The sequence below is a fragment of the Ruegeria lacuscaerulensis genome (assembly GCF_013031245.1).
Classification (GTDB): domain Bacteria; phylum Pseudomonadota; class Alphaproteobacteria; order Rhodobacterales; family Rhodobacteraceae; genus Ruegeria; species Ruegeria lacuscaerulensis_C.
In genome coordinates this window covers 58,270-83,047 of sequence record NZ_WPZL01000011.1, presented here as the reverse complement: position 1 = coordinate 83,047, position 24,778 = coordinate 58,270, and the positions used below count along the sequence as shown (strand labels likewise).

At 58.8% G+C, this 24,778-nt stretch carries 28 protein-coding genes; 15 read left to right on the top strand and 13 right to left on the bottom strand.

The window, feature by feature from the left end; genetic code table 11:
- Position 1 precedes the first annotated feature (1 nt).
- Together GOX66_RS14460 and GOX66_RS14455 are read right to left on the bottom strand one after the other, a co-directional pair.
- On the bottom strand, positions 2-661 hold the full coding sequence (locus GOX66_RS14460; RefSeq protein WP_170763445.1) for a flagellar hook capping FlgD N-terminal domain-containing protein: 660 nt from the start codon (positions 659-661) through the stop codon (positions 2-4).
- 2 nt (positions 662-663) lie between these two features.
- The gene (locus tag GOX66_RS14455; RefSeq protein WP_170763444.1) at positions 664-1,890 is read right to left on the bottom strand and encodes a flagellar hook-length control protein FliK; all 1,227 of its coding nucleotides are present in this window, start codon (positions 1,888-1,890) and stop codon (positions 664-666) included.
- A 110-nt stretch (positions 1,891-2,000) separates the two neighbouring features.
- Here GOX66_RS14455 and GOX66_RS14450 point away from each other — a divergent pair, with 110 nt between their 5' ends.
- The 6 genes from GOX66_RS14450 (at position 2,001) to GOX66_RS14425 (ending at position 5,687) form a co-directional block, all read left to right on the top strand.
- Positions 2,001-2,282, top strand: coding sequence for a rod-binding protein (locus tag GOX66_RS14450; RefSeq protein WP_170763443.1), 282 nt, complete (start codon positions 2,001-2,003; stop codon positions 2,280-2,282).
- A complete protein-coding gene (locus tag GOX66_RS14445) occupies positions 2,266-2,625 on the top strand; it encodes a flagellar biosynthesis protein FlgN (RefSeq protein ID WP_170763442.1) in 360 nt (119 codons plus the stop codon). The genes GOX66_RS14450 and GOX66_RS14445 overlap by 17 nt, the downstream gene beginning before the upstream one ends.
- A 209-nt stretch (positions 2,626-2,834) precedes the next feature.
- Positions 2,835-4,046, top strand: a complete 1,212-nt coding sequence (locus tag GOX66_RS14440; protein ID WP_170763441.1) for a flagellin — start codon at positions 2,835-2,837, stop codon at positions 4,044-4,046.
- Positions 4,047-4,123: 77 nt separating this feature from the next.
- Complete coding sequence (gene flaF, locus GOX66_RS14435) at positions 4,124-4,498, top strand: flagellar biosynthesis regulator FlaF (protein ID WP_170763440.1); 375 nt, start codon at positions 4,124-4,126, stop codon at positions 4,496-4,498.
- Positions 4,498-4,899, top strand: coding sequence for a flagellar biosynthesis repressor FlbT (gene flbT, locus GOX66_RS14430; protein WP_170763439.1), 402 nt, complete (start codon positions 4,498-4,500; stop codon positions 4,897-4,899). The genes flaF and flbT overlap by 1 nt, the downstream gene beginning before the upstream one ends.
- Positions 4,896-5,687, top strand: coding sequence for a DUF1217 domain-containing protein (locus GOX66_RS14425; protein WP_170763438.1), 792 nt, complete (start codon positions 4,896-4,898; stop codon positions 5,685-5,687). Before flbT ends, GOX66_RS14425 begins: the two co-directional genes overlap by 4 nt.
- 129 nt (positions 5,688-5,816) lie before the next feature.
- Here GOX66_RS14425 and GOX66_RS14420 read toward each other — a convergent pair whose 3' ends face one another.
- The 3 genes from GOX66_RS14420 to GOX66_RS14410 all read right to left on the bottom strand — a co-directional run bounded on the left by GOX66_RS14420 (position 5,817) and on the right by GOX66_RS14410 (position 8,455).
- Positions 5,817-7,388 (bottom strand): DUF427 domain-containing protein, encoded by a 1,572-nt coding sequence (locus GOX66_RS14420; protein WP_170763437.1) that lies wholly within the window; start codon positions 7,386-7,388, stop codon positions 5,817-5,819.
- A gap of 106 nt (positions 7,389-7,494) precedes the next feature.
- On the bottom strand, positions 7,495-8,196 hold the full coding sequence (locus GOX66_RS14415) for a winged helix-turn-helix domain-containing protein (protein WP_170763436.1): 702 nt from the start codon (positions 8,194-8,196) through the stop codon (positions 7,495-7,497).
- Positions 8,168-8,455 (bottom strand): hypothetical protein, encoded by a 288-nt coding sequence (locus GOX66_RS14410; RefSeq protein WP_170763435.1) that lies wholly within the window; start codon positions 8,453-8,455, stop codon positions 8,168-8,170. The genes GOX66_RS14415 and GOX66_RS14410 overlap by 29 nt, the downstream gene beginning before the upstream one ends.
- Positions 8,456-8,632: 177 nt before the next feature.
- Between GOX66_RS14410 and GOX66_RS14405 the strand changes: the two genes are divergently transcribed.
- The 4 genes from GOX66_RS14405 (at position 8,633) to GOX66_RS14390 (ending at position 12,583) form a co-directional block, all read left to right on the top strand.
- On the top strand, positions 8,633-9,121 hold the full coding sequence (locus GOX66_RS14405) for a hypothetical protein (RefSeq protein WP_170763434.1): 489 nt from the start codon (positions 8,633-8,635) through the stop codon (positions 9,119-9,121).
- Between the two features lie 109 nt (positions 9,122-9,230).
- Positions 9,231-9,848, top strand: a complete 618-nt coding sequence (locus GOX66_RS14400; RefSeq protein ID WP_170763433.1) for a ribonuclease HII — start codon at positions 9,231-9,233, stop codon at positions 9,846-9,848.
- A 106-nt stretch (positions 9,849-9,954) separates the two neighbouring features.
- Positions 9,955-11,055: a site-specific DNA-methyltransferase gene (locus GOX66_RS14395; RefSeq protein WP_170763432.1), complete on the top strand. Its 1,101-nt coding sequence runs from the start codon at positions 9,955-9,957 to the stop codon at positions 11,053-11,055.
- 145 nt (positions 11,056-11,200) lie between these two features.
- Positions 11,201-12,583 carry an adenylate/guanylate cyclase domain-containing protein gene (locus tag GOX66_RS14390; RefSeq protein WP_170763431.1) on the top strand — a complete coding sequence of 461 codons (1,383 nt, stop codon included), beginning with the start codon at positions 11,201-11,203 and terminating at the stop codon, positions 12,581-12,583.
- Positions 12,584-12,667: 84 nt separating this feature from the next.
- Here the strand turns inward: GOX66_RS14390 and GOX66_RS14385 are convergent, their stop codons facing one another.
- The gene (locus tag GOX66_RS14385; RefSeq protein WP_170763430.1) at positions 12,668-13,804 is read right to left on the bottom strand and encodes an alkane 1-monooxygenase; all 1,137 of its coding nucleotides are present in this window, start codon (positions 13,802-13,804) and stop codon (positions 12,668-12,670) included.
- A gap of 59 nt (positions 13,805-13,863) precedes the next feature.
- Positions 13,864-14,919 (bottom strand): A/G-specific adenine glycosylase, encoded by a 1,056-nt coding sequence (gene mutY, locus GOX66_RS14380; protein ID WP_170763429.1) that lies wholly within the window; start codon positions 14,917-14,919, stop codon positions 13,864-13,866.
- A gap of 81 nt (positions 14,920-15,000) precedes the next feature.
- On the opposite strand from mutY, the gene GOX66_RS14375 reads away from it, so the two are divergent.
- Together GOX66_RS14375 and GOX66_RS14370 are read left to right on the top strand one after the other, a co-directional pair.
- A complete protein-coding gene (locus GOX66_RS14375; RefSeq protein ID WP_170763428.1) occupies positions 15,001-15,507 on the top strand; it encodes a DUF721 domain-containing protein in 507 nt (168 codons plus the stop codon).
- A 14-nt stretch (positions 15,508-15,521) separates the two neighbouring features.
- Positions 15,522-16,184 carry a DsbA family protein gene (locus GOX66_RS14370; RefSeq protein WP_170763427.1) on the top strand — a complete coding sequence of 221 codons (663 nt, stop codon included), beginning with the start codon at positions 15,522-15,524 and terminating at the stop codon, positions 16,182-16,184.
- 38 nt (positions 16,185-16,222) lie between these two features.
- Here GOX66_RS14370 and lpxK read toward each other — a convergent pair whose 3' ends face one another.
- From lpxK to GOX66_RS14345, 5 genes are all read right to left on the bottom strand, one after another.
- Complete coding sequence (lpxK, locus tag GOX66_RS14365) at positions 16,223-17,221, bottom strand: tetraacyldisaccharide 4'-kinase (RefSeq protein ID WP_170763426.1); 999 nt, start codon at positions 17,219-17,221, stop codon at positions 16,223-16,225.
- Positions 17,218-18,444 (bottom strand): 3-deoxy-D-manno-octulosonic acid transferase, encoded by a 1,227-nt coding sequence (locus tag GOX66_RS14360; RefSeq protein ID WP_170763425.1) that lies wholly within the window; start codon positions 18,442-18,444, stop codon positions 17,218-17,220. Before GOX66_RS14360 ends, lpxK begins: the two co-directional genes overlap by 4 nt.
- Positions 18,441-19,241, bottom strand: a complete 801-nt coding sequence (locus GOX66_RS14355) for an inositol monophosphatase family protein (RefSeq protein ID WP_170763424.1) — start codon at positions 19,239-19,241, stop codon at positions 18,441-18,443. Before GOX66_RS14355 ends, GOX66_RS14360 begins: the two co-directional genes overlap by 4 nt.
- Positions 19,228-20,574, bottom strand: a complete 1,347-nt coding sequence (locus GOX66_RS14350; protein ID WP_170763423.1) for a TldD/PmbA family protein — start codon at positions 20,572-20,574, stop codon at positions 19,228-19,230. The genes GOX66_RS14355 and GOX66_RS14350 overlap by 14 nt, the downstream gene beginning before the upstream one ends.
- Before the next feature lie 154 nt (positions 20,575-20,728).
- Positions 20,729-22,252, bottom strand: a complete 1,524-nt coding sequence (locus tag GOX66_RS14345) for a DUF2125 domain-containing protein (RefSeq protein WP_170763422.1) — start codon at positions 22,250-22,252, stop codon at positions 20,729-20,731.
- A 138-nt stretch (positions 22,253-22,390) separates the two neighbouring features.
- Here GOX66_RS14345 and GOX66_RS14340 point away from each other — a divergent pair, with 138 nt between their 5' ends.
- The 3 genes from GOX66_RS14340 to GOX66_RS14330 are packed head-to-tail and all read left to right on the top strand — an operon-like array spanning position 22,391 to position 24,473.
- A complete protein-coding gene (locus tag GOX66_RS14340; protein WP_170763421.1) occupies positions 22,391-23,134 on the top strand; it encodes an SDR family oxidoreductase in 744 nt (247 codons plus the stop codon).
- Entirely contained in the window at positions 23,131-23,739 is a 609-nt protein-coding gene (locus GOX66_RS14335; RefSeq protein ID WP_170763420.1) for an enoyl-CoA hydratase-related protein, read from the top strand. The genes GOX66_RS14340 and GOX66_RS14335 overlap by 4 nt, the downstream gene beginning before the upstream one ends.
- Positions 23,736-24,473 carry a VOC family protein gene (locus GOX66_RS14330; RefSeq protein ID WP_170763419.1) on the top strand — a complete coding sequence of 246 codons (738 nt, stop codon included), beginning with the start codon at positions 23,736-23,738 and terminating at the stop codon, positions 24,471-24,473. Before GOX66_RS14335 ends, GOX66_RS14330 begins: the two co-directional genes overlap by 4 nt.
- Here the strand turns inward: GOX66_RS14330 and GOX66_RS14325 are convergent, their stop codons facing one another.
- Entirely contained in the window at positions 24,474-24,770 is a 297-nt protein-coding gene (locus GOX66_RS14325; protein WP_170763418.1) for an HNH endonuclease, read from the bottom strand.
- Positions 24,771-24,778: the final 8 nt, after the last annotated feature.

Below are 24,778 nucleotides of genomic sequence, written 5' to 3'. Positions count from 1 at the left end.
ATCAAGCTCCGGTTCGCACTGCCGTAACTGTTCCCGCCGGAACGACCTGACCGCTTTCCAGCGTCAACAGGATCGTGTCGTCTACGACCTGCGCCTCAATCACCTGATTGTAGACAGATACCAGTTGCTCGGACAGCAACTCCTCTCCGTCATAACTTTCCAACGTTGCGGAGTATGTACCAGCTGGTAACGGGCTGCCGTCGCTGTCTGTTCCGGCCCAGGTAAATTCGGTCGCGGTGGTGGGGACTGCAACCCGGTCGATAACCGTGCCGTCGCCGCCGCGAATCACGATGGAGGCGTCTTCTGCGGCAGGATCCGCCTGAGCGAACAGGGTTTCGGGCGTGCCATCAAAATGAAATTCTCCGGCCGTCCGGACATCCATGCCGACCCAACTTGCGAGTTCCTCAAGATTGACACTGCCTTGTGACAGTCCCGCCAACAGGTCATTGGTCTGAACCTGCTGTTCGACCATGGAAAACTGCGCGAGTTGCGAGGCGTATTCGCTTGAATCCATCGGCTCCAGTGGATCCTGATTTTGGGCCTGAGTCGTCATCAGCAACAGAAAAGTTTCGAAATCCGACGTAAGGGCCGACGTCTGTGATTGTGTGCCAGACTGGGTTTGTGCGTAGGGCTGGGTCATGGATTGCGTTGGTGTGATCATGGTCAAAGCCTCATGTCGATTCGCCCGTCGGGGCCGATTCTCGGAAGAGCAGGACCTGCTTTGGCGGTGTGCTCGGGTTCGGGTGCCGAAAACGGCGATCTATCATCAGCGTTTGATCCGTCCTGCTGAGCGTCTGACGAGGTGTCCAGATCAAAGGACAGGTCCCCAAGCCCAAGATTTTGGAACTCTGTCTCCAGAAGCGAAAGATGCCTGCGCATCATATCCAGCGTTTCCGGACGTTCCGCCGCAATCGTCATATGCAAACCATCGTCACGGCCGTTCAATACGATCGAAACGCGCCCCAGTTCTTCGGGGTTCAGGGCGATCTCAATGGCACCGGACTGAGGGCGGGCGCTGACGGCAGTTGCCATCTGCCCGGCGATGGCCTTTGCCGTTTCAGCCCGTGCCGCCGTCAGAGGTTGAAGAGTGGTTCCTGTTTCTCGTGCCGCGGAAAGCAATGGTGCATCCCTGACCGGGAGCGCATCCTCGGTTTCCGGCATAGCCGAGGATTCAATTCGGTCACTGCTCCGTTCGGTCGCCAAAAGCTGTATTTGCACCAATGCAGGCGCGCGATCGGGAAGGGTCGGCTGCTTCGGCGCCAGTTCGGGTGCAGTTGGGGTGCGCGGTGCGTTCTGGTCCTGTCCAAAAGATGAGGAGAGATCGGCTGTCTCCCTTGGGCGTGAGTGCAGAACCGCCGGAACCTTAAAGGTGTGTTGCGATTTCAGAGCTGTTTCTGTCGTTCTCAGCGCCGAAACGGAATCTGTTGCAAGCGCTTGGTCAACCGGTGGAACGAGACGTTCGCCAGAGTTTTCTGGCGATCTAACGGATATCCGACCTGGCGCGACCGGCGGAGCGTAAAGCTCCGGCTCCTCGTCCGCAATGCCGACAGAAGGCAACAAGGTCGGTTTCGCTTCGTGGTCCTCAACGGGCGGTATTGGCACACTTTCTGGCGCAAAACTTTTCGCATCAGCAGGCTGCTGAACCTCAGGTGCAACAGAGATCTCTGCTGGATCAACCTCTGCAATGATCTCGTCCATTTCCGAATCGGGGTCGGGCTTCTGGATTTTCAGTTCTGCCGTTTCGAGTTCTTCGGAGTGTTGATCAGCCTCCTGATCCATGACCGTTTGAAATGATGTCGCGCCTTTCGGGTCGCGCTGCTTTTGCGTGTTTGCGTCAGGTTTCGCGGCGGCTGCTGGCGGGGGCATCACTGCTGAAAGAGGGTTGGGCATTTTGCTCCGGCTCCGATTGTGTGACCGGAAATCTGCCAGCAGGAAGTTACGTATATTTTAACCGCTTTCGCCTTTGATCGAGAAAGTTCGATGCAAATTCGGAGAAAGCGATGAAGATTTCTGCGACTCTTCCTGCTGCGCAGCCGCCCACGACAACAGAAAAACTGAAAGAAGCCTCGATTGAGTTGGAGGCCGCCTTTCTGGCTGAAATGCTGACCTCGGCTGGCCTGGGCGAAGCGCGCCAGTCTTTTGGCGGAGGGGCGGGCGAAGACCAGTTTTCCTCGTTTCTTGTAAAGCAACAGGCCCTGCAATTGGCGAAATCCGGAGGCGTCGGCCTGTCCGAAATCCTGTTTCAGTCCATGATGGAGAAAACCAATGCCGAGCAAAGCTGACGCCGCCCTGATCAGATCCCTCGAAGAAGTTCTGGATCTTGAACGCACCGCGCTTGTCGATGGCGATCTGGACCGTTTGAACCAGATGGTCCCCGAAAAGGAAAAACTGATCGGGGCGATCAATGAGCTGCAGGTCTTTGACAGCGACGAATTGATTCGCCTTCAGGAAAAGGTCGAAAGAAACCAGGCGTTGCTGAACAGCGCTGCCGAAGGGATTCGCGCGGTTGCCAGCCGCATGGCCGAATTGCGGCGGGTTCGCCAGGAGTTCAGCACCTATGGGGCCGACGGGCAACGCAACGGATTTACCGTGCGCAGCAACGTGAAGCTGGAAAAGCGGGCATAACGACAGGTTTGATTCAAATCCGAAATTTCCAGCTCGGACACTTTAGCACTCCGTTAGGGGATCGACGTCAAAGGTGTTCCTGCACCTGAAACAACAGGTGGCGCGAACAGCCCGACGGCGGATCGCACCGATCAGAAAGACGTCAAAGCCCGCATGTGATGCGGGGTTAGCAAGGGCGCAAAAGGCCCGAACGGAAAAGGAAGAAAGCTATGTCCAGCATTCTGACCAACAATGGCGCAATGGTTGCGCTGCAAACCCTGAAATCGGTCAACAAGAACCTGGCGCAGACTCAGAACGCGATCTCGACCGGTAAGGACGTTGCGACGGCCAAAGACAATTCGGCCGTATGGGCGATTTCCAAAGTTATGGAATCCGACGTCAACGGTTTCAACGCGATCAAAGGCAGTCTTGCCTTGGGTGAATCGACCGTTGCTGTGGCGCGGAACGCCTCCGAAACAGTGACCGACCTTCTGACCCAAATGAAGGGTAAGATTGTCGCCGCGCAGGAAGACAACGTCGACCGTGGCAAGATCAACGACGACGTGACTGCGCTGCGTGATCAGATCGCTGCCGTGGTAGGCGCGGCCCAGTTCAATGGACTCAACCTGGTTGACGGCTCGGCTGGTTCCGCTTCAATCCTGGCGTCGCTCGACCGCGACAACACGGGTAATGTGACGGCATCGTCGATTACAGTGACCGGGCAGGATTTGTCCGTTGGCGGCTATACAGCGAACGACATCTTTTCGGGCAGTTCGGCGGGGGCATCGGTCAACGGTGACACCGTGGCAATTGCGCTCGACAACGGCGGGGGCAACGAACAGATCGAAATCGCTGAGAACGGTGCTGCCTTCGCGGCCGGGGACAGTGTCAGCCTGACGGTGGGTGACGAGACTGTTTCCTATACAGTAACGGCGGACGATGCCGCGTCTACCACCACGGCGGATATTGTTGCCGTGGCGCTCAAGGCTAAGGTCGATGAGCTGGGCGTTGCGGGATTGACCGTCGATTATGACAGCGGCACGCCCGGTACGCTCAATTTCACCAATGGCGGCGGTAACGATCTGACCGTGAGCGGCCAGTTCGCCAATGCCGGATCAGGTGGATTGGGCGCGCTGTCCTCAATTGACGTTTCTACGGGTGCGGGCGCAAATGCGGCACTGGCGACCGTTGAAACGTTGATCGACACGGCCATTGATGCATCGGCTGCGTTTGGTTCGTCGCAGGGTCGGATCGAAACCCAGAAAGAGTTCATCTCGAATCTGGCGGACTCGTTCAAATCCGGTATCGGCTCGCTGGTTGACGCCGACATGGAGGAAACCTCGGCGCGTCTGCAGGCCCTTCAGGTGCAGCAGCAGTTGGCCACTCAGTCGCTGTCGATCGCCAACCAGGCACCGCAATCGATCCTGTCGCTGTTCCGCTAAATCTCGGAACCCGGTCGGGGCGTGGATATGCGCCCCGACCCTGACCGCCAAAAGACGGACTATTGGAAGGACTTCAAGTGACACCGCAGACTCTTGCACAGCGCGCCTATTCGCAGACCGCCGCACCAACGCGCACCCCGCGCGACACCGAGTACGAGGCTATTTCAAAAATCACCCATCGGCTCAAAGCTGCGGCAGCTCGGAAAAAGTCCGATTTTGGCGGGTTCGTTCAGGCGCTGCACGAAAACCGTCGACTGTGGGCGGTCCTGGCCAGCGGTGTATCGGATTCAGAAAACGCGTTGCCCAACGAATTGCGTGCGCGGATTTTCTATTTGGCCGAGTTTACCGAACAGCACAGCAGCCAGGTTCTGGGCGACAAAGCAACGGTCGAGCCTTTGCTGGAGATCAACATGGCAGTCCTGCGCGGCCTGCGGCAAATGGGTGCGACCTGATGAGCGGGCTGGTATTGAAACTGGCACCCAAAGAGAGGGTGCTGATCAACGGTGTGGTTCTTGAAAACGGAGACCGTCGCAGCCGGTTTTCGATCATGACGCCACAAGCAAATGTCCTGCGGCTGCGGGATGCCATCCACCCGGATGAAGTGAATACGCCGGTTCGGCGGGTGTGCTATGCCGCCCAGCTTGTGCTTTCCGGTGACATGGAACCGGACCGGGCACGTCAGCAACTGCTGCGACGGGTCGAGGAACTGAGTCAGGTCTTTACCGATGCGGACAGTCGCCGAGTACTGTCCGAGGCCACCGAGGCCTTGTTGGCCGAACAGTATTACAAGTGCCTGAAGGCCCTGCGCGCGTTGTTGCCGCGTGAAGAACGGTTGATGGCGTATCAGCAATGACCTTCCAGCCGGTCATACCTGCCGGCGGAATTGTCGGCTGGCGGTTCCTGCAGCGCACTTACGATGCGCAACTGGACAGTTTTTCGTCATCGACCGTCAATGAAAGGGAGACGCAGTACTTTCTTGAAAACATCGGCAATGTGCAATCCGCAGAGGATCTGGTCTCGGACCGGCGTCTGCTGCAGGTAGCCTTGGGAGCCTTCGGTTTGAAGGGCGATTTAGACAATCGCTACTTTATCCAGAAAATTCTGTCCGATGGCACGAGTGCCGATGATGCGCTCTCCAATCGTCTGGCCGACAAAAGGTATCGGGAGTTTTCAGAGGCATTCGGTCTGGGCCCGGGTGAGGTGCGAAAGACGGGCCTGATCACCAATATGGAAGAGATTGCGCAGGACAGCGTACTGTCCCGGTTCGAAATCGCTGTAGGTGATTCTGATGAGACGATGCGCATATCGCTTTATGCGCAGCACGCCCTTGCCGATCTGGCGGCAAAAGACAGCAGCGCTGACACCAAGTGGTTCGACCTGATGGGCTTGCCGCCCCTGCGCAGCATGATGGAAACGGCGCTTGGACTGCCTTCGAGTTTCGCGCAGCTGAACATCGACAAGCAGCTTGAGGTTTTCAAGGACAGGCTATCAGGTTTGACGGGGTCCGACGATCTGGCCCAGTTTGCGGATGAGGCAGCCGTTGCCCAACTGACGGATCGGTTCCTGGCGCGCAGCCAGATCGCCCAGCTCCAAAGCACGATTTCGCCTGCGCAAACAGCATTGATTCTGCTCGGAGCGTAACCGGCCAAGACACCTGACCGAAACGCAGGTTATGTGCTTGCCGCTGCTCGCATTGGGTAAACCCGCCAGCCAGACCAGATCAGTGTTGCGCCGCGCAACGGTGGTTGATGCTAACGGATATCCGGTGCTTCAGGCGTTCAGCACCGCGTCCGCGGATGTTCTGAGAGCGTAGGATTTAACCGGTTGGGACACGTTGTGTAGTTTGACATCACCCAGCGGCTGCGCATTTGCACATGCGGGCATAATATCGGCTGACACGACAATTCGGTGATTGACCGTCTTGCCGTATTCCCCCAGGCGGGCGGCGATATTGGCAGCCTGCCCGATCACGGTGAAATCCAATCGCTCGCGGGATCCGACATTGCCATAGGTCACGCGGCCGTAAGCAACGCCAATAGAGCAATCGCAATGAGCATCGGATCCTGATTGTCTTAGTTCGCCAAGCTTCTCGACAATTTCAATGGCCGAGCGTTGGGCATTTCCGCGCGCAGCGATTGAATCCTCGCCTTCAGGAAAGACCGCCAGAACAGCGTCGCCGATAAACTTCAGAACCTCGCCGCCGTTTTCATGTACAATGCCCGACACGGTTTCGAAAAAGTCGTTCAGAAGATTGATATAGGCGGTGCGGCCAAGCTGTTCTTCCAGGCTGGTCGAATTGCGAAGGTCGCAAAACATGATGGCTGCATCGATCTCATCGCCGTCGCCACGCCGGATTTCTCCGCCCAGAACGCGCGCGCCTGAACGTTTGCCCACATAGGTTTCAAGCAGGACCTGAGCGTTTTCGCGCTGCATGAAGACCTCATAGAACCGGGCGATCACCAACGAGCATTCAAACACCAGCCCAAGATTTGCCGTTGTGAACCCGTCAGGATGATCACAGGTCAGCGTCAGCACGTTGGTCCGGCCGTCCGAAAAACGAAGGGGCATGGCAACATAATCGGTCGCGCCTTTTGCCCTAAGATCCTCCATGATCGGAAAGCTGTTATGAGGGTTTTCGTCGTTCAGCCGCTGACGTACGCCACCCAACCCGTTCGACACGTGGCGCAGGGGGCTATTGATATAGGCCGGGTGGTCATGGATTTCATAGGTCGGGATGTTGGTCGAGATTTCGTCCTCGTCCTTTTCCCAGATATAGTGTTTGCCCGCGATCAGCGGGTGAAGTGACCAGGTCAGAATACTCAGACGCTGAATGGCGATCCCGTGTTCCAGCATCTTCTCGGCCAGCGCTTTGGTGAACGCTTCAGGCGTGTCGTTTTGGGACGCTCCTCGCATCAGCCAGTCAATCAGAGGCCCGCTGATGTTGCCGTCATCGGGTTCGCGCAGTCGGTTTTCACCCAGATCGATCCGGGTATAGGCATCGGGCATGAACCCGATATGCCCTTGAATGGCGGCGCTTTCGGGAAGAGCATCTTCATAAGCCCAAACGGAATTTTCCAGGCGTTGTCCCTCAAGGACGACATCGTGATAGGTCGCCGTCCCTTTGAAAGGGCAAAATGTCTGCAATTCGGTTTCTTCACCCAGATCAATGCGCACATCTTCGCGCGGAATATAGATCGCCGGCGGTAGCCGCGTTTCGTACATGACTTTGGCATCGGAGCTATCGGCCAACAGAATTTCGTCGCGGTAAATCGCAATCCGACCGTTCAGCCGCTCAACTGATATCCCATAGCCTTTGGTTCTTGGCGTGGCGTAGACGTTCATCATCAACCTCCCTGGCACGGGTCTTTATAGGATGGGGCCTGGACCGCGTTTTTCCAAGGGGGTTGACCGGCATTTTACCACACAGCCCATGTACGGCATTGCCGGTTCAGACCATCTGGATCACATCTTTTTCGATAGAGAGCATATAACCCTTCTTTGCGATGTTCTTGACCAGCAACTCGCTGACCATCTGGTTACCCAGGGCGTCGCGCAGCCGTTTGATCCGCGTGGCACCTGCGGCCTCATCGCAATCGGCGGCGTTTTTGCCGGAAATCATCGCTTCGATCTGGACACCGGACAGCACCTCGTCATCCAGCCGCGATTCCGCCAGCACCGAAAGCGTCTCCATCGCCGCCGGTGTCAGCTTGAAATCCATGTTGTTCAGGTAAACAGTGTTTTCTTCGCGGCTGATCAACAAGGACGTTACCTGAATACCGGTACGCTCGATCTGCGCCATCCGGCGGTTCAGCATCACCAGCATCACCAGAAACACCAGCGCTGTCACCAGCATGGCGCTGGCAAAGACCAGCAGGACGAATATCACCATGCGGTAACTGGACAGTGTGTCGGCAAAGGCGGTGCCGGACTGCGCCAGAATCTCCAGCAGGCGAATCTCGGTCTGCGAGGTCAGGTCGCTTTCGATGAACAACCGTTCGACCCGCGCGTTAAAGGCATTCGCGTCGGGCAAGGTCCAGAACAGAAAGATCGCTGCCGTCACCAGAATCAAAACGATCGCCGCGATACCTGCGCCGACCAGTCTGACTCCAGATCTCCGGGCTTCAGTAACGGAGATAGAATTTTCCGGCATTGGCCTTCCTTTTATCCAACCCTTCCGGCCCGAACACCGACATGACGTTCAGCAAAGTCCAGCCGGAACCCTTGAGGCGCTGGGCGACCTCTTTCTTGGCCTGCCCTTTGCCACAGGCGGAAACCTGCATGACACCATAGTGCAGGCGCAGCGGATTGTCCTTCTTGGCCTTGTAGTCGGCATAGCAGTCCGCCGCCGAAACTGCGGTGCCTAGCGATATCAGGGCCAGGATAGTCAGAGAAGAGAGGATCTGTTTCATAGGCTGCATCCTGCGCACGGGTTCGCAAGATATTCAATAACCAAAGGGGTTTCGCAGGGCTGATATCGGATAACAACGGGCCGTTATTGCTTGTCTGACTGGGGAGCGGCCAGTTTCGGTGCATCAAGCACACGGCCTGCCACCGGGCCTTCCCGAGACTTCTGAAGGACAAGAACCATGCATAAGAAATTCATCGCGCTGATCGTTGCCTCTGCAGTCGCTATAACCGGTATTTCGGCATCCAAGGCGCGGGCTGCTGATACCGGAGACATCATTGGCGGGCTTGCGGCCATCGCTCTGATCGGTGCCGCCGTGAAGCATTTTAGTGACCAAAACAAAAAGAACACCGTTACGCGAAACCACAATCATGTTTATAAGGCGCCCAGAAAACCCGTGTACGCAAAACCAAAGGACAGGCCGCATTATGTGCGCCCCCTGCCGGAACGTGTCGCGCGCTACACCCTGCCGCAACGATGCTTGCGCACCTACAAGGCGTATTCCCACAACCGCCCGCTGCTGGGAACACGCTGCCTGAGCAAGTATTACAAATACAGCAATAGCCTGCCGTACCAGTGCAAGGTCGGTTTCTGGAATGGCAAAGAAGTCAAGCGGGCATACGAACCCGCGTGTCTGCGCCAAAAGGGATACCGCGTGAGTTACAAGTAACAGATTTCGAGCAGGAGCGGTGCCACAGAAGTGCCGCACGGGAGAGGGCGGTTCAAGCTGCCCTCTCTTTTTTCTTGCGATAGGCGGCGAAACACGGTTTTCCGGGTGCATGACGATTCCAGATTTCGAGCTTGAAAATGCGCTGCTGGCGCGGGGCTGCTTGCGGATCGCCGGGGTGGATGAGGTTGGTCGCGGACCGCTGGCCGGACCAGTGGTAGCCGCTGCTGTCATCCTGAACCCGGATGATATTCCGGAGGGGCTGAACGATTCCAAGAAGCTGACGGCCAAACGCCGCGCAGCGCTGGATATAGCGCTGCGGGAACGGGCTGAGTTTGCGGTGGCCGAAGCATCGGTGGCTGAAATTGACGAGATTAATATTCTAAGGGCTTCTCATCTGGCGATGGCGCGAGCAGTGGCGGCGTTGAACCCCGCCCCCGATTTCCTGTTGATTGACGGCAATATGATCCCCCGGGGGCTGAAAATTCAGTCTCAGGCAGTGGTCAGAGGGGATGCCCGTTCCGTGTCGATCGCGGCTGCTTCGATCATTGCGAAAAACTGGCGCGATCAGCTGATGGTGGATTTGGCGCAACAGCATCCTGGTTACGGGTGGGAGACAAACGCTGGATATCCGTCGAAACAACACAAGGATGCGCTGCAAAATCTCGGTGTAACCCCACACCATAGATGTTCGTTCAAACCAGTCCACAATATCTTGTATCAAGAGTAAATCGTAAGTCGCTGATTCAAAAAAGAAATTGACGGCGAATCCAGGATGACTCATCCTTGTCTCAACCAAATGAGCGCAAAAGCGCCGTGGAACTTGAGGCAGTGATATGACAACGACCAAGACAAAGGGCGCAAAAGCGCTCCCTCTAAACACGATTCTATCCGGGGACTGCATCGATGTGATGAACAGTCTGCCCGAGGCGTCTGTAGACCTGATTTTTGCGGATCCGCCCTATAACCTGCAGCTGAAAGGACAGCTGCACCGCCCCGACAACAGCCAGGTAGACGCGGTCGACGATCACTGGGACCAGTTCTCGAGCTTTGGTGTCTATGACCAGTTCACCCGTGAGTGGCTGAAGGCAGCGCACCGGCTGCTGAAGCCCAATGGAGCGATCTGGGTAATTGGGTCTTATCACAACATTTTCCGCGTGGGATCGGCCCTTCAGGATGCCGGGTACTGGATTCTGAACGACGTTGTATGGCGCAAGTCAAACCCGATGCCGAATTTCCGCGGCAAACGCTTTACCAATGCGCATGAGACGATGATCTGGGCGTCCAAGCGCGAAGGCGCGAAATACACCTTTAACTACGAGGCCCTGAAGGCGCTGAACGAAGGTGTGCAGATGCGCAGTGACTGGGTTCTGCCGATCTGCACCGGGCATGAACGCTTGAAGGATGAAAACGGCGACAAGGCGCATCCGACGCAAAAGCCGGAATCGCTGCTGCACCGTGTACTGATTGGTTCCACCAATCCGGGCGATGTTATTCTGGATCCGTTCTTTGGCACGGGTACGACGGGTGCCGTGGCCAAGATGCTGGGCCGTGAATTCATCGGCATTGAGCGCGAGGAAAGCTATCGCAAGGTGGCTGAAAAGCGCATTTCGAAAGTTCGAAAATTCGACCGCGAGGCGTTGGAGGTCAGTGCCAGCAAACGCGCCGAGCCGCGCGTGCCCTTTGGTCAGCTGGTCGAACGCGGCATGCTGCGCCCTGGCGAGGAACTGTATTCCATGAACCAGCGTCACAAGGCCAAGGTGAGGGCCGACGGAACACTGGTGGGCGACAACGTCAAAGGGTCGATCCATCAGGTTGGCGCGCATCTGGAAAACGCGCCGTCCTGCAACGGCTGGACCTACTGGTGCTTCAAGCGCGACGGCAAGACAGTGCCGATCGACGTGCTGCGCCAGCAGATCCGGGCAGAGATGAACTGATTTCACGAACACCGCCGGTGCCTGTGGCCTGACACAAGGCACTACGCCTTGCCCCGCCGATCTCGGCGGGGTCTTTTGTTTTCTTCGCCGCCCGGTTCCGATATGAGCTTGTCCTATCCTGCGGCGCAGTGAAGGAGCTCCAGCAATGTCGGACACCACAGCCAGCGAGTCCCGTTTTGGACGGTTCTTCGTGACGCGCCCGGACAATTTCGATCTGGACAACAAGTATACAGAGGCGGCGCTGGAACGGCACAAGCGCGAAGGGCTGGAACTTGCGGTACGCGCCCGGTGGATCGCGATGGGGCTGACCGGGATCCTGCTGATCTACCTCAACCCGCACTGGGAGGTGCTGTGGTACCACTTCATCCTGTTGCTGATCTGCGCAAACGGCTGGCTGATCCGGCGGGCGGGTCGCGTGGGGCAGTCGCGGACCGAGTTGTTGCTGATCTTTGTGGACCTGCTGATCATGACCCTGGGGATGATCATTCCCAACCCGTTCAGCGACGACGTCCGGCCGCTGGCGATGCAGTACCGGTTCGACAACTTTCAGTATTTCTTCATCATTCTGGCAGCGGGAACTCTGGCTTATTCCTGGCGTACGGTGGTGGCCATCGGGTCCTGGACTGCCGTGATGTGGACGGTGGGCTGGATCATCGCCTGGTGGGTCTCAACACCGATCCCGGGCATCAGCGAACGGGTGGCTGAAGCTTTGGCAGGCTACCCGGATGTGGCCGAACTGCTCGATCCCAACAGCTTCGCCCCGCAACTGCGCATTCAGCAGGCGATAGTGTTCGTAATGGTGGCCGTGACTTTAGGCGTGTCGATGCGGCGTCTCAATCGATTGCTGATGACGAATGCGGGGCTGGAGCGTGAGCGGGCAAACCTGTCGCGGTATTTCTCGCCTAACGTGGTCGAGGAACTAAGCCAGAATGACGAACCGCTCAAGCAGGTTCGCAAAGAGAATGTGGCCGTTCTTTTTATCGATATCGTCGGGTTCACCAAATATGCCGCCGGCCGTGATCCTTACGAAGTGATCGAGGTCCTGCGCGGGTTTCATGCCCGGATGGAGACCGAGGTGTTTCGCCATCATGGCACACTGGACAAATATCTTGGCGATGGGTTGATGGCCACGTTTGGTACTCCGGTGCCAACGCCTGCGGATGCCAGCAACGCGGTGGCCTGCGCGCGCGACATGGTCGATGTGATCGACCGCTGGAACGTTGAGCGCCGCCGGGCGGGCGAGCCCGAGATCAGTGTCGGTATCGGTGTCCACTATGGCTCGGTCGTTCTTGGCGATATCGGCGCCAACAGGCTGGAGTTTGCCGTGATCGGTGACGCCGTGAACGTGGCGGCCAAGCTTGAGGCGCTCACCCGTGATCTTCAGGCAATAGTTGTCCTGAGCGATGCGGTGCGTCGACAGTTGGAACAGGAAGGCAGTCGCGCGTCCGAGCTGACAGCGGGATTCGAGATGCATGAAAACCGGACGGTTCGGGGCGTAGAGGATCCGATGGATATTTGGGTGGCGTAGGTGGCAAGGCTCCCGCCGATCGGCCATGCATCTCAGATGCAAGGCGGACCGTTGGGCCGGGCAGCGCGCCTGCGCGCGCTGCGGTCAGGATCCTGGTAACGGGTTCAGAGATTTGTTGTAAGGCACCCAGTCCGTGACCTCGGGGTAGTACTGGCGTCGCCATGCTCGGACCCGCGGGTTCATGACGCGACGCCATAGCGGTGGGATCATCGCCGCAACAGTCATCACCGGATAGCCATAGGGTAGTTGCGGGGCGGCGTCTTCGGAATGGTGCTGCAGCAATGGAAAGCGGCGGTTGGGTTTGAAGTGGTGGTCTGAATGGCGTTGCAGATTGATCAGCAGCCAGTTGGACGCTTTGTGCGACGCGTTCCACGAATGACGTGGCTGCACATGTTCATACCTGCCCTCACCAAGGTGTTTTCTCGTCAGGCCATAGTGTTCGACGTAGTTGACCAGTTCCAGCTGCCAGATGGCGACCCCGGCCTGGATCAGAAACAGCGCAAGACCAGAGAGGCCTCCGATTGCGAAGGCCAGGGCCAGCATTCCGACCTGAAGCGTCCAATAACGCCAGAAGGGATTCGAGCGGTCGGTCCACGGTCGGTCCTTGCGCGCCAGTTTGTCACGTTCCGCGCGGAAGGCTGAAACGAGGCATTGCCTCAGGACGCGCGGGTAGAACCGATGAAAGCCCTCGTTGTAGCGCGCAGTGACCGGGTCGCGCGGCGTGCCGACATATCGGTGATGGACCAGCAGATGTTCCGACCGGAAATGCGAATACAGAACCATCGCAAGAAGAATATCGCCCAACCAGCGTTCCAGCCGCCCTTTCTGGTGCATCAGTTCATGGCTGTAGTTGATGCCGATTGTACCGGACAGCACACCCATCCCAAAGAACAGGCCTACCTTCGCCAGCGGCGACAGGTGATCGGTGTGGGTCGCGAACCAGATCAGCCCGTAGAGGGTCAGAAACTGCACCGGAACCCAGGTTTTGGTTAACAGGATGTACCACCGCAACGCACTGTCCGGGGTTTCAGGATCGGCGTTGGTTAGATTCAGCCCGGTCAGACGGTCCAGAACGGCAAAGACCCACCACGTCGACAGCGGCACCAGCAACACCCACCAGCTGCCCGCTATGGCGGTGACCCAGATCAATGGGATCAGCAGGAGTGATGCCCAAAAGGGCAGGGCCGATTGCCAGCGTGACAGGGCGTCTGATGCGGTCATTATTTGGCTCCGTACAATTGCGCCGAGGTTAGCCATACCCTGCCACGGCGTACAATGGGTTACCGGGTGCGCCAAAGGTCATGAGCCTTGCGCATTACGGTCGGCAGGTCACTCGGGCGGAAGGCGTGTTTTTCCACGATAATCAGGCCGTCGGGGGCAGTGTTTGGCGGCAATGGGGCCGTCCAGATGCGCAGGATCAGGTGAAAATGTGTGAAGGTATGCCGCACCTTACCCGCAAGTGAGTGCCAGTCCGCCGGGAAGGGGGGCGTCTCGACCGGGGTATCGGACCAATCGGATCCTGGCCAGCCCAGCATACCGCCCAGCAAGCCTTTGTCCGGCCGGCGTTCCAGAAGCAGGGCGCCGGTGTCGCCGTGAGCAATGTAGATGTGCCCGTACCGCGTAGGTTTGGGTTTATTCGGCGTTTTGCGCGGCAGGTCTGATTGAGTTCCGGCCAGACGCGCCTGACAGGGATCGCGCAACGGGCATATCCCGCAGGCCGGAGATTTCGGCGTGCAGATCGTAGCCCCCAGATCCATCACCGCTTGTGCGTAGTCGCCCGGGCGGGCGTCAGGCGTCAGAGTGGCGGCTTTTTCCTTCAAAATCGTTTTTGATCCCGGCAGGGGTTCGTGGATGTCGTAAAGACGGGCCATCACGCGTTCGACGTTGCCGTCCAGCACCGTCTCGGGGCGGTCGAAAGCGATGGCCGAAATCGCGGCGGCCGTATAGGGCCCGATTCCCGGCAGTTTCAGCAGGGCGTCGTAAGTGTCGGGGAACCGACCACTCTGTTCATTGGCCACGACCCGCGCGCATTTCAGGAGGTTGCGGGCACGCGCGTAGTAGCCCAGACCGGCCCATTCACCCATGACCTGATCATCGGGTGCCGCGGCCAGCGCGCCGACCGTCGGCCAGCGGGTCGTAAAGCGCAGGAAATAGTCGCGTACGGCGGCAACGGTTGTCTGTTGCAGCATCACTTCGGAGAGCCAGACTCGATAGGGGTCGGGCACCACGCCCGCAGCCCGGTCCGCAGGCCCGACGCGCCAAGGCATTTCGCGGGCGTGGCGGTCATACCAGCCCAGCAGAGCGCCGCTCACGTCGAATTCACCGGTGTCACGCAAGTTTTATCTATCTCCCTGTCGGGTTTCGCTGGCGCCCATTTGTATGCCCTTTACAATAGCGGCGCAGGAGTTGGAAACCAGATGCAGCGCAGACGTTCTTCGACCCGCGGGTTCAAACGCACCGCGACATTGCTGAACGACCAGATTCGGCGCGCCGGGGAAAGCCGGGGATTTGCCGTGTCGCGCCTTCTGACTCATTGGTCCGAGATTGTGGGACAGGATATGGCCGCCATCGCGCGACCCGTAAATGTGGGCTATGGCAAAGGCGGGATCGGCGCGACGCTGACCGTGCTGACCACCGGACCGCAGGCGCCGATGTTGGAGATGCAGAAAGAACAGCTGCGCGGCAAGGTGAATGCGGTCTATGGCTATAACGCGATCAGCCGGGTGCGCATCACGCAGACCGCTCCGACCGGATTTGCCGAGGGGCAAGCCAGTTTCGACCACAAGCCGAAACCGGCGAAACCCAAGATCGAACCAGAAATCGCGGCCGAGGCGGACCGAACCGCGCGTGACGTCAATGACGGTGATCTGCGCGCGGCACTTGAACGTCTGGGCCGTAACGTTTTATCCAAGCAAAAACGCTGAGAAAGGGCTGAGTAATGAGCCGTATTGCAACCGGAATTTGTGCGGCTGTCGCCGTTGCCGCTGGCGGTTATTGGCTGTCGCTGTCGAATTCCAACCCCTCCTATCCGCTGATCAGCAGCGCCGAGGCACAAGAGGCCGATCTGGACACCTCGACAATCGTCGAAATGGTGCAGGGTGCCGAGGACGCGCCGGTCGAGATCATCGAATATGCCTCCTACACCTGCCCGCATTGCGCCAATTTCCACACCGGGGCATTTAAGCAGCTGAAGAAGGATTTCATCGACACCGGCAAGGTGAAGTTCATCTATCGCGAGGTGTATTTTGACCGCTATGGTCTGTGGGCCTCGATGATTGCCCGCTGCGGTGGACCCGAGAAATTCTTTGGCATTTCCGACCTGATCTACGAAGGCCAATCCGAATGGACCAAAGCCGGAGGTCCGGCCGAGATCGTGGACGAACTGCGCAAGATCGGTCGTCTGGCGGGTATCGACAATGACCAGCTTGAGGCCTGCCTTCAGGACGGCACCCGCGCCCAGACGCTTGTGGCCTGGTATCAGGAAAACGCCGAGCGTGACGGCATTCAGGCCACGCCTACGTTCGTCGTGAACGGTAAGAAAGTCGATAACCAGTCCTACGACGACTTCAAGAAGCTGATTGAAGACGAACTGGGTAGCTAATTGCTAATACGGCCGGCTCGATACGGGCCGGTCGCCCTTCAGGGTGACGGGGCTATTTGCAGCAGCATGTCCCTGACCTTGTCACCCTCATTCACCTTCAGACGTACGGGCAGGGTGATGACTTTGCTGCGAAACGCGGCGGGCAGGCGAACGGCGTCTTTTTCCGTTGTCACCATCTGCGCACCCAGGAGCCGCGCTTCGTTCTCAAGCCGCGCCATCAGGGCTGGTGTCAGCGGCTGGTGATCGTCCAGAGCCTCGGCCCGCAGCAGTTCCGCGCCTTGCTGGCGCAGGGTGGCAAAGAACTTCTCGGGGTGGCCGATGCCCGCAAAGGCCAGAACGGGTGTATCGCTCCAGTCCATGCCGGTTTGCAGCGGCTCGACCGCGCCGGTGGCGTGAGGCGCGGTCAACTTGTCACCCCAACGTTTTGCGAATTGGGTTTGCGCGGCGGCTTCCCCCAGCGACAGAACCAGATCGGCACGACGCAACCCGATATCGACCGGTTCCCGCAATGGACCGGCAGGCAGGCACAGGCCATTGCCAAACCCGCGTGCCGCATCGACAACGATGACCGATAGATCTTTGGCCACCGAGGGGTTCTGGAACCCGTCATCCAGGACAATCACGGTTGCTCCGGCGTCAACGGCGGCCTTGGCCCCGGCAGCGCGATCCTTGGCCACCCAAACTTCGGTAAAAGCCGCCAGCAACAGCGGCTCATCCCCGACCTGAGCGGCAGTGTGTTTGCCGGGGTCAACGCGCACGGGCCCATCAAGTGATCCGCCATGGCCGCGCGTAACGACATGGGTCTGGTGCCAGGCGTCGCGCAATTGTTCGACTATCCAGATAACCGTTGGCGTCTTACCGGTTCCGCCCGCGTTCAGATTGCCGATGCAAATGACGGGTACGCCCGGACTGATTCCGGGTTCCGAAGCGACCCGGCGGGCGGTCGCGGCGGCATACATGCGCCCCAGCGGGGCTAGTATTCTGGCGCGCAGGTCCGGATCATCAGGCGAAGTGTTCCAGAAATCAGGTGCTCTCACGTGTTTTCGCTCCGCTGATCCAGGTAATCCAGCACCAGTTCGATCAATTGATCAGCTTGTGGTGCGCCCTCTGATACGATTTCCCATCCGGCCAGCGCCATATCCGCGCCGCGATCCGGGGCCAGCAGCTCAACAACAGCGTCACCCAGTTCAGTAGCCGACCTCACCTCGCGCGCGGCGCCGGCCCTGTCCAGCTGATCGTACACTTGCTGATGGAGATGAACAAAAGGGCCGTGGATGACCGCCGACCCAAGGGCCGTGGCGACCAGCGGATCGTGACTGCCTGCGCCGCGTTCCAGCGAGCTGCCCATGAAGGTCACCGGCGAAACCCGGTGCCAAAGGCCCAGGTCCTCGGGAATTGCTGACAGGATGACCTGCGTCGTGTCTTCGATCTGCCCGCTTGTATCCCAGTTGGAACAGCGCAGGTCCATGGTTTCCAGCCGACGATGCAATGGGTCTGCCTCGGCTATATCCGCGACATGCAAGACCAGGGCCAGCCGCGGCAGCATCCGCATCGCCTGACGGTGTGCGCTGAGGACCGAGATAAACTCTTTCGCCTGCACACGTGCTGCCAGCCAAACGGGGCGGCCCGCCAGAGCGTGATTTGTTTCGATCAGTTCGTCTTCGGGCCATGGTCGCGGGTTCGGACTGACATGCAGCGGCGGAGATTCCTTGACTTTGACCGAGGCTATGCCCAGGCGGCGGACTTGCCGGGCCGTTTCGGCCGTCGTTGTCAGGATCGCCTTGAAACAATCAAAGGTGTATCTGGTGATATCGGGTAGCCATCCGCCCCCTCGCACGACCTTGATATCGACCTCTGCCTCGATGAGGATTAGAGGGATACCGCGTTCTTCGGCGCGGGTGATAATGTTGGGCATCAGCCCACCACCAACCCAGAGGCCAGCATCCGGACGCCAGTGATCCAGAAATGCCCGTGCCGCGCCGGTTTGTTCCGACGGAAGGTTCACCAGCAGGTATTCACCACGGTCCCAACGCGACAAATTGGCTTCGGGAGGCGCGGTCAAAAGAACCGAAAGATCAGGACGGACCAGCTGCAGCCTGCGGCAGAAACCTTTGACGGCGCGCAGACGGTCCTGTGAACAGATATGAACCCATAAGAGCTCGCCCTCGGGCCGCGGAATTTGGGGGTGGTTGCCATTGTTCGGCACGCTCCAGGACAGAACGCGGTACGCGGCCAGACTAAGTGAGCGCGGCTTGCTCATGGGTTGATTCCGGTGCTGTCCGGGTCAAGCCGTGCACTTAGCGTTTCGTGTATGACCCTGCCTGCTGCGACCACGCCGTTCAGGCGCGGATGGGCGTTGTTAAATTTCAAAGGCTGTCCCAGCCGGTTCGAACATATGCCGCCTGCCTCGCGGATGATCAGATCACCGGCGGCAATATCCCATTCCCAGCTGGGTCTGAGCGTCAGCATTCCGTCGAAACGGCCTTGCCCGACAAGAGCCATGCGGTAAGCCAACGAAGGGCGGTATTTCCGCTGGAAGGTGGGTGGCTGGCCTTGCCGCCAGTGGCGCGTGTCGAGATTGGGTTTGGCGGCCAGGATTTCCGCTGCTTCCAGGTCGGAGACCTGAGATACCCTGATCGGCGTGCCGTTCAGCGTCGCACCTTGTCCTTTGGCCGCGGCGTAAAGAAGATTGCGCAGCGGCAGATAGATCACGGCGGCAGCCACTTCGCCCTGTTCGGCAATGGCCAGAGAATGCGCCCATGTGCGCGACCCTTCGGCAAAGCTGCGGGTGCCGTCGATCGGGTCAACGATGAACACACGATCCTTTGTCAGCCGATCCTTGGAATCCTCGGTCTCTTCACTCAACCAGCCATAGCCGGGCCGGGCGACAGGCAGCCGCTGTTCCAGCATCGCGTTGACGGCCAGATCGGCTTCGGTCACGGGGCCGGCGCCGTCCGGTTTGTCCCAGCGCTGCGCCGTGGTGCCCGAATACCGGGTTGCGATCTTTCCGGCCTCTAATGCGGCGTCGATCAGCAGGGGCAGGTCAGTTGCCGGCAAGTGTCATTCCTTCGATCAGCACCGACGGGACCACGCGTGACAGATAGGGGCGTGCATCATTGGCAGGGATGATCCGTTTCAGCATATCGCGCAGATTGCCCGCGATGGTGCATTCGTTGACCGGATGGGTGATTTCACCGTTTTCGACCCAAAAACCTGACGCCCCGCGAGAATAGTCACCCGTGTTCGGGTTGATCGTCGATCCGATCATGGATGTCACCAGCAGGCCGGTGCCCATATCGCGCAGCAGGTCGGCGCGGCTTTGATCGCCCTGCGTCAGGCTGAGGTTCCAGTTGCTGGGCGATGGCGGTCCGGACACGCCCCGCGCCGCATTCCCTGTCGGGGTCATGTCCAGTTTGCGCGCGCTGGACAGGTCCAGTGTCCAGCCGGTCAGAACTCCGTTTTCGACAATGGCCCGACGCCTGGTCGGCAGCCCTTCGGCGTCAAAGGGACGAGATCCCGCGATGCGCGGGCGAAACGGGTCTTCGATCAGAGACAGTTGTTCCGGCAGCACCTGCTCTCCCAGACAATCCTTCAGCCATGACGCGCCACGGGCAATGGCCGCGCCATTGCTGGCCCCCAGAAGGTGGCCAATCAATGAGGACGAAATGCGTTCATCGAACAGCACGGGAAAAGTGCCGGTGGCGGGCTTCCGGGCGCCGACCAGCGCAACGGCGCGTTCGCCTGCGGTCCGGCCAATCTCTTCGGGGCTGCGCAGATCGCTTTGAAAGGTGCGGCTGTCCCCGTCATAGTCGCGTTCCATCCCGGTGCCTTCGCCTGAAATCGCCACGCAGGATGTGGAGCGGCTGCTGCGGACATAGCCACCAGAAAACCCGTTTGTAGCAGCGAGATGCACGCGATGTGTTCTATAGGCCGCTGCCGCATCGGATACCTGCGCGACCCCCTGAACCGCAAGGGCCGCAGCTTCGGCGGCCAGCGCGTCATGCAAGAGGTCTTCGGCTGCTGGCTCCGGAGCAGGATCAAACAATTCCAGTGCCTTTACGTCCCAGTTACTGGCCAGTTGATCGGCATCCGCCAAACCGGTGAACGGGTCTTCGGGGGCTTCGCGCGCCATGGCAACGGCGCGCTCGGCCATGGCTTTCAGCGTTTCAGGGCGACTGTCCGAACTTGAAACGATGGCTTGCTGTTTGCCCAGAAATACCCGCAACCCAAGGTCTGTGCCTTCTGAGAGTTCGGCATGTTCCAATGCTCCGCTGCGCACTTCGACCGATACCGAAGAGCCATCAAGCACGATGGCATCCGCCGCTTCGGCTCCGGCATCGCGCGCCGCATCCAGCAGGTTTTGGCTGATTTCTTCAGGTGTTCGGGTCATGCGGCCTCCGGTCTTATTGCATTGGACCTAGCCTTGGACTGCCCGTCCCGCAAGACCTACAGTTGTATTGAATGGTGCAAAAGGAGGTGGTTGGCGCGGGTGCAAGTCGACGCCAATGGGGGGAGGGCAGCCGGGCCGCCCTCCCAAGATGTCATCACTTGATGCGTTGACCATTTGCCAGAATCTGACCGTCTTCCGTGAACTCGATTTTTGAGTTCAGAGTGTCCGGTTCTTCGCCGGGAACGGCCATCAGACCCATCATCATTCGTGCACCCAACGCGTCGCTGTCGGAAACCAGGCCCATGCCGATCAGTTTGTCGATCAGAGCGTTTGCGCCCACCAGTTTCAGGTTCGCAATGCCCGACGGGGCGGGCATGCCGTCGAATTCTTCGGTGTTCGAATTGTCGAAAGTGAAATCGCCGTCACCGGTCAGCTTTGCGCCGACCAGCGACACCAGCAACTCGTTAATCTTCAGTGAATGCAGTTCACCCGGAGCTTCTTCGGAAAACTCCAGTTCTTCGACGGCGGCCGGATCAAAGATATTCGTCAGGATCTTGGCCGTGCCGGTGGTGTCCAGCGCAATGGTTGCCGGATCACGCGGTAAAGCGCCAGCCGGGTCAAAGATGCTCCACAAAACATCCGACATGGTGAAATCGGTCAGGTTCATGGCGAACCCAAAGGGTTGGATTTCTTCGGATTCCTGCACCGGGAACTCGAATTTCAGCCCGGCATTGGCCATCGCGATTTCGATCGGGAAGGGCAGATCGGCGGTCGTAACCGCCAGCTTCGAGCTGTTTTGTTCGACATCATACGCAAGGCGCTGGGAATCGAAGCTGGCGCCAAACCGCCCGCCTTCGGATTCACTGCCAATTGAAAACGCTTCGCCTTCGCTGGTGCCGGCAATGGCGGTCTTGCCCGAAGCATAGGTAAAGAGGCCGGAGAACGAGAATCCTTCCTTGGAAAAAGCCTGCGGGTCCGCGACGTTAAAACCTGCGGGGATGACGTTGGTGCCTTCAAAGGTCAGTTGGTTCAGCGATCCGTCGATTTTGCCGTCTTCATTACTTTCCGGGTCGTTGAACACCAGATCATAGGTCAGCCCGTCGGCGGTAAATTTCTGATCTATATCGCGATTTTCACCGATTTTCATCCGCGAACTGCCCGCCAGGTTGGCCAACGCGATTTGCACGCCCAGAACGTCATCCGGCAGGGGTTCGCCATCAACGGTCAGCTCATCCAGTTTTATCCCCAGCGTCTCGGCGGAATAGTCATAGGTCATGTCGTCCGGCGCGCCCGAAACAACCATCTGCAATCCACTGTGGGAGTATCCGATATCGACCGAGAATTCTTCGTCGCCTTCTTCGCCCGACAGAGTCATGGGGAAGCTCTCGGGTAAACCGATGCTGACGGTACCGTCACCGTTCTCGGTCAGGGTCATCTCGGGAACGACCATGCGGAACGATCCGTCCTGGTCCGGTATTTCCACCGCAAAGGTCATATCCGTGATCGTGGTCACGTCGCCCGAGACAGATTGATCGCCCGAAACGGTGTAGCCCATCTGGGTCAGGTAAGCCTGCCAATCATCCCAGACCTCCTGTGCGGTGACATCGGCGAACGCGCCCTGGGTTATAGCGGCATAAGCCAAAACTGCGCCGCAACTGCGGCGAAGGAAAACGGACATTACAGAACCCTTCTTGATAAATTTGCGCGCATCGTCGTGCTTGCAGCGCCGGGCGTCAAGGGGCAAGGGCTGGACCCTTTCCCCGTTCGCGCGGTAGAGATTCACTCAATCTCAATCCAACAGAGGTAGAGGGTCTAGATGCAGGGGAAAACCGTACTGATAACTGGGGCCAGCCGTGGCATCGGTGCCGAGGCGGGGCGTGTATTTGCCGCAGCCGGGGCAAATGTAGCACTGGTTGCCCGCAGCAGGGATCAGATCGCGGCATTGGCCGCAGCCCTGGGTGACAATGCAATCGCGCTGGGATGTGATGTCAGCGACTTCGCGCAGGTGGAGCAAGCGGTTGCAGATTGCGTTGACCGGTTCGGAGGGCTGGACGTTCTGATCGGCAATGCGGGTGTGATCGATCCAATCTTTCATTTGACCAATGCCGATGTCACTGCGTGGAGCAAGGCGATCGACATTAACCTCAAGGGTGTTTTCTACGGAATGCGCGCTGCCATGCCCGTTATGCGCGCAGCGGGTGGAGGTACCGTGTTGACGGTATCGTCCGGCGCGGCGTCCAACCCAATTGAGGCATGGAGCCATTATTGCGCTTCGAAAGCGGGGGCAAAGATGCTGACAGAATGCCTGCATCTTGAGGAGTCCATTCACGGCATTCGCGCCATGGGCCTGTCGCCCGGAACCGTGGCCACCGACATGCAGCGGGTCATCAAGGCCAGCGGTATCAACGCCGTCAGCCAGTTGGACTGGAACGACCACATCCCCGCCGATTGGCCCGCGCGGGCGCTTTTATGGATGTGCTCGGACGATGCGGACGAATTTCTGGGCACCGAAATCTCGCTGCGGCGCGAAGATATCCGGCGAAGGGTTGGGCTGACGTGATCGAACTGACAAAGGCGGATGGGTTGTGGACCGTCACACTCAATAACCCGACCAAGGCTAACGCCCTGACGGGTGCCATGCTGACCGAACTGGCCGAGATTGCCGAAGATGCAACCGAGGCCCGTGCCCTCATCCTGTCCGGCACAGGCAAGGTCTTCAGCGCCGGGGCCGATCTGGACGAAGCTCGGGCCGGTCTTGCGACCTCGGACGTGTGGGAGCGATTGTCCGGAGCAATCGCCGCCTTGCCTTGTTTGACAGTCGCGGCTCTGAACGGAACGCTTGCGGGTGGGGCAAACGGTATGGTGCTGGCCTGTGACATCCGCATCGCGGTGCCGCAGGCCAAATTCTTCTATCCGGTCATGAAACTGGGTTTTTTGCCGCAACCTTCTGACCCTTTGCGCATGGCCGCCCTGATTGGGCCAGCACGCACCAAGATGGTTCTGATGGCAGGGCAAAAGATCACGGCGGAGGAGGCCTATACCTTCGGTCTTGTGGATCGGGTGGTTGAACCCGAAGTGCTGATGCAGGTGGCGCGTGAACTGGTTGCAGACAGTCTTGCCGCCGACCCGCAGATTGCGGCTGGTATCGCAAGGATGTGTCAATGAGGTTGTCCGCTGTGCTGCTGCGCGCAGCTGACCCCGACAAACTGGCCGGGTTCTATGCGGATGCTCTGGGCATGTTGGTATGGGAGCAGGGGCCGAACCGCCGCGTTGGATATGCCGGTCAGGACGCGGACCTTCTGCTGATGCCGGGTGGCGGCGGGTATGTTCATGACGGTGGCCAAAGGTACTGGAAGATCGGGATCACCGTACCGGATGTCGACCTTGCCGTTGCATATTTAGGGAAAAAGGGGGTTGAGGTCTCGGACCCGAAACAGTTTCTGGACATTGGCTACATGTGTCACCTGAAAGACCCTGAAGGCTTTGTGATCGAACTGCTCCAGCACGATTTCGAGGGCGACCGCCCCGAAAACGCGGCAGACCCCGATGATCCTTTTGCTGATGCCTGCATCGGACAGATCACCTTGCGCACCGGCGACATTACTGCCGAGGACACGTTCTGTCGGGCACAAGGTATGCGCCTTTTGTCGATGCAAGATGTGTCCCAATACGGATTTGATCTGCATTTCTATGCGTTTACCGAAGAGGTGCCGCCGAATGCAGATCTTTGGTCGGTCGAAAACCGCGAATGGCTGTGGAAGCGCCCCTACACAACGTTGGAGTTCCAGCACCTCGCCGGAGCGCAGTTTGCTCCGGTTCCGGATTATCGGGGATTGGAGGTGCAAGGGCTGAATGACTCGATCCGGGATGCCTTTGGCGATCCGGTCCGGCCCGGCTGATCACCGCTTGCGTCGTTTGCCCGGCACTTTTGACCGAAAACCGGGCGGGCGTTTACGGACCCAGTTCAGAAATTTTTCCAATCTTGGATGGATACGCAGGGCTTCGACCGTATTGAACTCGCGCGCAAGCTCGCCTTCGGTCAGGGTGGAATGAACCTCTTTGTGGCAGATCTGGTGCAGCAATACCGTGGGTCCGCCCTTGCCCCCTTTGAGTTTTGGGATCAGATGGTGCAGGCTGCCGACCCCGTCGGGGATTGGGCGGTCACAGAGCGGGCAGATCGGATCACTGTTCGACATGGTAATCA

Excerpts from the sequence above, each read along its gene's own strand:
- GOX66_RS14460 (WP_170763445.1), bottom strand. The coding sequence starts at position 661 with ATGATCACACCAACGCAATCCATGACCCAGCCCTACGCACAAACCCAG.
- GOX66_RS14455 (WP_170763444.1), bottom strand. The coding sequence starts at position 1,890 with ATGCCCAACCCTCTTTCAGCAGTGATGCCCCCGCCAGCAGCCGCCGCG.
- GOX66_RS14450 (WP_170763443.1), top strand. The coding sequence starts at position 2,001 with ATGAAGATTTCTGCGACTCTTCCTGCTGCGCAGCCGCCCACGACAACA.
- GOX66_RS14445 (WP_170763442.1), top strand. The coding sequence starts at position 2,266 with ATGCCGAGCAAAGCTGACGCCGCCCTGATCAGATCCCTCGAAGAAGTT.
- GOX66_RS14440 (WP_170763441.1), top strand. The coding sequence starts at position 2,835 with ATGTCCAGCATTCTGACCAACAATGGCGCAATGGTTGCGCTGCAAACC.
- flbT (WP_170763439.1), top strand. The coding sequence starts at position 4,498 with ATGAGCGGGCTGGTATTGAAACTGGCACCCAAAGAGAGGGTGCTGATC.
- GOX66_RS14425 (WP_170763438.1), top strand. The coding sequence starts at position 4,896 with ATGACCTTCCAGCCGGTCATACCTGCCGGCGGAATTGTCGGCTGGCGG.
- GOX66_RS14420 (WP_170763437.1), bottom strand. The coding sequence starts at position 7,388 with ATGAACGTCTACGCCACGCCAAGAACCAAAGGCTATGGGATATCAGTT.
- GOX66_RS14415 (WP_170763436.1), bottom strand. The coding sequence starts at position 8,196 with ATGCCGGAAAATTCTATCTCCGTTACTGAAGCCCGGAGATCTGGAGTC.
- GOX66_RS14410 (WP_170763435.1), bottom strand. The coding sequence starts at position 8,455 with ATGAAACAGATCCTCTCTTCTCTGACTATCCTGGCCCTGATATCGCTA.
- GOX66_RS14405 (WP_170763434.1), top strand. The coding sequence starts at position 8,633 with ATGCATAAGAAATTCATCGCGCTGATCGTTGCCTCTGCAGTCGCTATA.
- GOX66_RS14400 (WP_170763433.1), top strand. The coding sequence starts at position 9,231 with ATGACGATTCCAGATTTCGAGCTTGAAAATGCGCTGCTGGCGCGGGGC.
- GOX66_RS14395 (WP_170763432.1), top strand. The coding sequence starts at position 9,955 with ATGACAACGACCAAGACAAAGGGCGCAAAAGCGCTCCCTCTAAACACG.
- GOX66_RS14390 (WP_170763431.1), top strand. The coding sequence starts at position 11,201 with ATGTCGGACACCACAGCCAGCGAGTCCCGTTTTGGACGGTTCTTCGTG.
- GOX66_RS14385 (WP_170763430.1), bottom strand. The coding sequence starts at position 13,804 with ATGACCGCATCAGACGCCCTGTCACGCTGGCAATCGGCCCTGCCCTTT.
- GOX66_RS14375 (WP_170763428.1), top strand. The coding sequence starts at position 15,001 with ATGCAGCGCAGACGTTCTTCGACCCGCGGGTTCAAACGCACCGCGACA.
- GOX66_RS14370 (WP_170763427.1), top strand. The coding sequence starts at position 15,522 with ATGAGCCGTATTGCAACCGGAATTTGTGCGGCTGTCGCCGTTGCCGCT.
- GOX66_RS14360 (WP_170763425.1), bottom strand. The coding sequence starts at position 18,444 with ATGAGCAAGCCGCGCTCACTTAGTCTGGCCGCGTACCGCGTTCTGTCC.
- GOX66_RS14350 (WP_170763423.1), bottom strand. The coding sequence starts at position 20,574 with ATGACCCGAACACCTGAAGAAATCAGCCAAAACCTGCTGGATGCGGCG.
- GOX66_RS14345 (WP_170763422.1), bottom strand. The coding sequence starts at position 22,252 with ATGTCCGTTTTCCTTCGCCGCAGTTGCGGCGCAGTTTTGGCTTATGCC.
- GOX66_RS14340 (WP_170763421.1), top strand. The coding sequence starts at position 22,391 with ATGCAGGGGAAAACCGTACTGATAACTGGGGCCAGCCGTGGCATCGGT.
- GOX66_RS14330 (WP_170763419.1), top strand. The coding sequence starts at position 23,736 with ATGAGGTTGTCCGCTGTGCTGCTGCGCGCAGCTGACCCCGACAAACTG.
- GOX66_RS14325 (WP_170763418.1), bottom strand. The coding sequence starts at position 24,770 with ATGTCGAACAGTGATCCGATCTGCCCGCTCTGTGACCGCCCAATCCCC.